This is a genomic window from Sphaerotilus sp. (genome assembly GCF_041083715.1).
GTDB lineage: Bacteria > Pseudomonadota > Gammaproteobacteria > Burkholderiales > Burkholderiaceae_C > Sphaerotilus.
In genome coordinates, this window is record NZ_JBFPGY010000344.1 from 1 (window position 1) to 5652 (window position 5652).

6 protein-coding genes and 1 pseudogene are annotated in these 5652 nt (G+C 65.4%); 5 read left to right on the plus strand and 2 right to left on the minus strand.

Translation table 11 applies throughout. The features are described 5' to 3' along the window. On the minus strand, window positions 1-547 hold a 547-nt coding region (locus AB3X43_RS16290; RefSeq protein WP_369430915.1), incomplete at its 3' end, for a 3-methyl-2-oxobutanoate hydroxymethyltransferase. A 14-nt stretch (window positions 548-561) separates the two neighbouring features. Further along, a complete protein-coding gene (locus tag AB3X43_RS16295; protein ID WP_369430917.1) occupies window positions 562-717 on the minus strand; it encodes a hypothetical protein in 156 nt (51 codons plus the stop codon). A 309-nt stretch (window positions 718-1026) separates the two neighbouring features. On the opposite strand from AB3X43_RS16295, the gene AB3X43_RS16300 reads away from it, so the two are divergent. From AB3X43_RS16300 to AB3X43_RS16320, 5 genes and pseudogenes are all read left to right on the plus strand, one after another. After that, a complete protein-coding gene (locus tag AB3X43_RS16300) occupies window positions 1027-2043 on the plus strand; it encodes a sterol desaturase family protein (RefSeq protein WP_369430918.1) in 1017 nt (338 codons plus the stop codon). A gap of 99 nt (window positions 2044-2142) precedes the next feature. Next, a complete protein-coding gene (locus tag AB3X43_RS16305; protein WP_369430919.1) occupies window positions 2143-3120 on the plus strand; it encodes a sugar ABC transporter substrate-binding protein in 978 nt (325 codons plus the stop codon). Window positions 3121-3226: 106 nt separating this feature from the next. After that, window positions 3227-4300: an ABC transporter permease gene (locus AB3X43_RS16310; RefSeq protein ID WP_369430920.1), complete on the plus strand. Its 1074-nt coding sequence runs from the start codon at window positions 3227-3229 to the stop codon at window positions 4298-4300. Then, window positions 4297-5112 carry an ATP-binding cassette domain-containing protein gene (locus AB3X43_RS16315; RefSeq protein WP_369430921.1) on the plus strand — a complete coding sequence of 272 codons (816 nt, stop codon included), beginning with the start codon at window positions 4297-4299 and terminating at the stop codon, window positions 5110-5112. Before AB3X43_RS16310 ends, AB3X43_RS16315 begins: the two co-directional genes overlap by 4 nt. Before the next feature lie 34 nt (window positions 5113-5146). Then, window positions 5147-5525, plus strand: a pseudogene (locus tag AB3X43_RS16320) (FAD-dependent oxidoreductase); the annotation flags it as partial. Window positions 5526-5652 lie beyond the last annotated feature (127 nt).

The following is a 5652-nucleotide window of genomic DNA, read 5'->3' on the forward strand; positions in this document are numbered from 1 at the left end:
CCAGCATGAGCATGCTGGTGCGGCGCGAGATCTCGGCGCCCACACGGTCAGGCACCACCTCCAGCTCGGCGCCGAACACGCCGATCGCTTCGAGCCGCTGGACGTGCGCCCACACGGCCAACGCACTAGGTGCTGTCTTGCCAACGGCCTTGAAGCCACCGGTCCAGGTGCATTGCGAGGGAATCAGGCCCACGTGGGCGACCACCGGAACGGCCTCGTCGCACAGCCGCTTCTGGATGTCCAGTGACGCGGCGCAGTAGACGCAGTCACCGCCAAGTGCCATGGACTTGTAGGCGGCGCGCAGGTAATCCTCGGCCGTGACCAGATCGCCAAACGGCCCGTATGGCAGCCCCACCTGCACGAAGCAGCGCCCCGCCGCTGCGCGCATCTCCGCCGTGAAGAATCGCCCCTCGATGGAGAGCATGTCCACACCGGCCGCATCGGCGGCCGCCGCCTCCTCGGGCGTGGTCACGTACAGCATGGAAATCTGGCGCACACCCTTGAGGGCGCGCATGTCGGCCACGGTCGGGCGCTTGGATCGGGTCATGGTTGGATTCCTGTTCAGGCTTGGACGGTGACAGTGGCGGCGGCGCGCAACGGCCAGTTGCAGCCGCCAACCTCGAAGCCCATTTCGGCCAGGCGGCTCAGGCGCCAGGACATGGGGCGGTCGTTCCACAGCATTTCGGCGCAGGCGGCCAGTACAAAGGGGGCGTTCACGGTGAATTCTTCTTTCAGCTCGTCAGGTCGGATGGCAGTGTAGGAAAGGTTGCATCCGGGTGCAATGAGATCGGAAAAATATTTCTTTCCATCGCAATGGATGTCCGACCATCTCCGCCATTGCCAGGCGCTTCGTTGGCTGCAATGGGTCGAAACCTCCTTATCCTCTGGTGGTTGCGGGCAACTTCTGATCGGGTAAGCACTTAGAACATGTTTTCTAAGATCGGAATAAAGTGCGCTGCACTCGGGTGCATATTATTTGCACACCCACCGCACCTGCAACGCACTGCACGCATCAAAGGACTGTCAATGGCCCTGGACGACTCGCAATTCGGAGTCCGGAACAAACGCGGCGACTGGACCCCCAACGGTCAGCGCGAGATCGCGCCGTTCTGGGCCTGGCCACCCTCGCCTCTCAAGCTGCTGAAGTGGATTCCCGGCTACCTGTGGCCCTGGAACGCTTTCCACATGGCCACCGCCGTGCTGTGGTGGTACTTCATCGTCCCTGGCCTCGACACGATGAAGACGCTGGCCTGGGGCTGGGCGGGCTACCTGCTGGTCGTCAACTGGGTGGCCAACCTGGTGTGGTATGGGCTCTTCGAATGGCGGCTCTACATGCGCCGGGCGCAGGGCAACCGGTTCAAGTACCACCACAAGTTCCCCGCAGATCAGCCGTCGGACGTGTTCTGGTTCAAGAGCCAGAACCTGGACAACTTCCTGCGCAGCTTCCTGGTCTCGATCCCGCTGTGGACGCTGGTGCAGGTGCTTTTGCTGTGGAGCTTCGCCAATGGCTCGGCGCAATGGCTGCACTGGGCCGAGCACCCGGTCTATCTCGCCCTGCTGGTGCTCGTGTCACCGGCGATCCACGAGGTCCATTTCTACGTGATCCACCGGCTCATCCATTGGAACTGGCTCTACAAGTGGATCCACTCCATCCACCACAACTCGGTGAACCCCAGCCCCTGGTCGTCGCTGAGCATGCACCCGGTCGAGGCGTTTCTCTACCACGCGGTCGCGCTGTGGCACCTGGTGATCCCGTCCAACCCGATCGTGGCGCTGTTCCAGCTGCACATGGCCGGCTTCGGTGCGGTCAACGGCCACATCGGCTTCGAGAAGATGGAGCTGCCCGGCGGCCAGGCGATGGACAGCCACGCCTACGCCCACTATCTGCACCACAAGCATTTCGAGGTGAACTTCGGCGGTGACGGCCTGGTCCCGCTCGATCACTGGCTGGGCACCTGGCACGACGGCTCCAAGGACGGTGACCGCCGCATGCAGGCCCGCTACGAACGCAAGCTGGCCCGCATGAACAGCACCCCGAAGTAGCGCGGGCCAGGGCCTCCCCGATCCACGACCACGATTTCCACGCGCGATTTCCACCCATAGCGGCCGCGATGCGCGAGCGGCCCACCCGAGGAGACGACAATGCCATCACTGAACATCCCCCTGAAACTGCTGGTTGCCGCTGCAGCCATCGCGGCCGCCACCAGCACCTTCGCCGCTGGCCCCAAGATTTTCGTGATCGGCGGCAAGGCCGACGATCCGTTCTGGTCGAAGGTGAAAAAAGGCGCGGATGACGCGGCGCTGGTCGTCAAGGCGTCGGGCGGCTCCGTGACCTGGCTCGGCCCGCAGAACTACGACAACCTCGGCCCCGACGCCGCCAAGCTGATCCGCACCGCGTTGAGCCAGAAGCCGGACGCCATCGTCGGCCCGGACTGGGTGCCCGAAGCGATGGACGCGGCGTTCAAGGAAGTGGTCGCTGCGGGCGTGCCGCTGATCATCTACAACTCGGGGGGCATGGACGCCGTGAAGCGCCTGGGCGCCCAGAACTATGTGGGCAACGAGGAGTACACGGCAGGCCTCGGCGGCGGCGAATACTTCGGCGCGCACACCACCAAGAACGTGCTGTGCGTCAACACGCTGCCGGGTGCCACCAACACCGAAGCCCGCTGCAAGGGGGTGGCCGATGGCATCGCCAAGAGCGGTGGCAAGTCTGCCCAACTGCCGCTGCCTTCGTCGAGCTTCGGCAACCCGACGGCCGTGGCGCAGGCGATCAAGGCCGCCCTGCAGAAGGACAAGACCATCGACGGCGTGATCACGATCAGTGCCGGTGACGCCAACAGCGCGGCCACCGGCATCAGCCAGGCCGGTGTGGTCAAGCAGGTCAAGCTGGCAGCCTTCGACATGGACACGGCCAACCTGCAGCGCATCAAGGACGGCACCCAACTGTTCTGCATCGACCAGCAGCCTTACCTGCAGGGCTACCTGTCGGTGTCCATGCTCAACAGCTATGTGCAGTACGGTCTGAAGGTGGCGTCGGCGCCGATCCTGACCGGCCCTGGCATCGTGGACGCCTCCAACGTCGCGGCCACCCTGGCCGGTGCGGCGGCTGGCGCTCGCTGATCCACCTCGCGGGCGTGTCCGGCCCGGTCACCCCGGGTCGGACCGGTCGCCACGATGCTGGCGGACCCGTCCATCGTTCTCCTGCCGTGAAAGCACGTGTGACTCCATGACCTCGCATTCCACCACCGCCTCTGCCCCCGGGGCCGCCACCGAAGCCCGGAGCGGCACACCAGGGACCTCCCTCGGCAGCCTGCTGCGACGACCCGAGACCGGCTCGTTCATCGGGCTCGTGTCCGTCTTCGTGTTCTTCTCGATCTTCGGCGGCGCGACCTTCCTCACGGCCAGCGGCGCGGCCAGCTGGCTGAACGTGGCTGCAGAACTCGGCATCATCGCCTTGCCAGTCGGGCTGCTGATGATCGCCGGACACCTTGATCTGTCGGTCGGCAGCGTGATTCCGGCCAGCTCGATGATGGTGGCGATCGTCTCCGGGCACTTCGGCCTGCCCATGCCGGTGGGCATCGCGGCGGCGCTCGGCCTCGGACTGGCCATCGGTTTCCTCAATGGCTACCTGATCGTCCGTACGGATCTGCCTTCCTTCGTCGTGACCTTGGCCACCCTGTTCGCGGTCGCCGGCCTGACGCTCGGCCTGTCCGTGATCGTGGCGGGCAGCACCAGCGTGGCGCTGAAAAGCGATCCCGTCACGAAGATGATCTTCGGTGACTTCATCGACGGCAAGTTCGAGGTGATCCTGCTGTGGTGGATCGCGGCCATGCTGTTCGTGGGCTACATCCTGAGCCATTCGAAGTACGGCAACTGGATCCTCGCCCTCGGCGGCGACAAGGTCAGCGCCCGCAACGCCGGCATCCCGACCGACAAGCTCAACATCGCGCTCTACATGGGCAGCGGGCTGTGCGCGGCGTTTGTCGGCATGTGCCAGGCCATCCTCTACAACAGCGCCCAGGTTTCGGCCGGGCAATCGTTCATCTTCAACTCGATCATCGCGGTGGTGATCGGCGGGGTCATCCTGACGGGCGGCTACGGCTCGGTGCTGGGCATCGTGCTGGGCACGATGACCTTCTCGATCGTGAACCAGGGCATCTACTACACCGGCTTCGATGCCAACTGGGCCAGCCTGATCATCGGCGTCCTGCTGCTGGCCGCCGTGCTCCTGAACAACACGTTCCGCACCATGGCGTTGACCCACGCCACCCCCCGCGCCAAAGGGAAGGCCCGCCAATGACCACGCCACTGCTCAAGCTCACCGGGATCAACAAGTCGTTCGGCCCTGTCGATGTCCTGCACGACATTTCTCTGGAGGTGAAGGCCGGCGAGATTCTCTGCCTGCTCGGAGACAACGGTGCTGGCAAATCGACGCTGATCCGCATCCTGTCCGGTGTGCACAAACCGACGTCCGGCGCGATGCTGATGAACGGCAAGCCGGTGTCGTTCGAGACCCCACGCGACGCCAGCGACCATGGCATCGCCACCGTGCACCAGTTCGGTGGCACCTTCCCGCTGATGAGCATCGGTCGCTCCTTCTTCGTCGGGGCCGAGCCGACCAAACGCTGGGGGCCGTTCGAAGTCTTCGATCGCAAGCGCGCCAACGAGATCGCCGTGCGCGAGATGCGCCAACTGGGCATCACCCGCATCGACGACGGCAACCGCCTGGTGGGCGGCCTGTCCGGTGGCGAACGCCAGGCGCTGGCCATCGCGCGGGCGGTGCATTTCGGCGCCAGCGTGCTGATCCTGGACGAACCGACCGCTGCGCTCGGCGTCAAGGAGGCCGCTCACGTGCTGCGGATCATCCTGCAGGCGCGCAAGAAAGGCGTGGCGGTGATCTTCATCACCCACAACGTGGTGCATGCGCTGACCGTGGGCGATCACTTTGCCGTGCTGATCCGGGGCGCCAAGGCGGCCGATTTCCGCAAGGGCGAGAAGACCCGAGAGGAGATCACCGACCTCATGGCCGGTGGTGAGGCCATGGCCGAGCTGGAGGCGGAAATCGAGAGCTACATGGCCACCCACGACGGGCACCCACCACAAGCTGTGTGAGACCTGCGTGGATCCGACCAGCACCTGCACCACCATGCAAGCATCCTCTTCCGCGATGGTCATCGTCGGCGCCGGTCACGTGGGTGGCCGGGCCGCCCAGGCGTTGCGTGCATTCGGCTGGAGCGGACCGATCCTGCTGATCGGCGCCGAGCCGCACCTGCCCTATGAACGCCCGCCGCGGTCCAAGGGCCTGCTGACGGGCGAACAGACCGCCGCCGGGTGCGCCCTGCGCCCTGCGCGCAGCCCGGACCTATGACGACGACCAGATCACCCACCTCGTGGCCTGGGTGGAGTCCATCGACCCGGTGCGCCGCGAGATCGTGCTCACCGGCGGGCCGCAGCGGGCCGAGCGGCGCGTCGCCTACGAGGCGCTGCTGCTGGCCACCGGGGGGTATCTGCGGCGGCTGGAGGTGGCGGCGCCTACCCGCAAGCCCGGCACAACGTCTCGGTCGCACCGGAAGTGCTCGACCAGTTCACCCAGTTTCTCGACCAGCAGCCCTGAGTCCGTCCACCATGACGTCACCGTCCTACATCCTCACC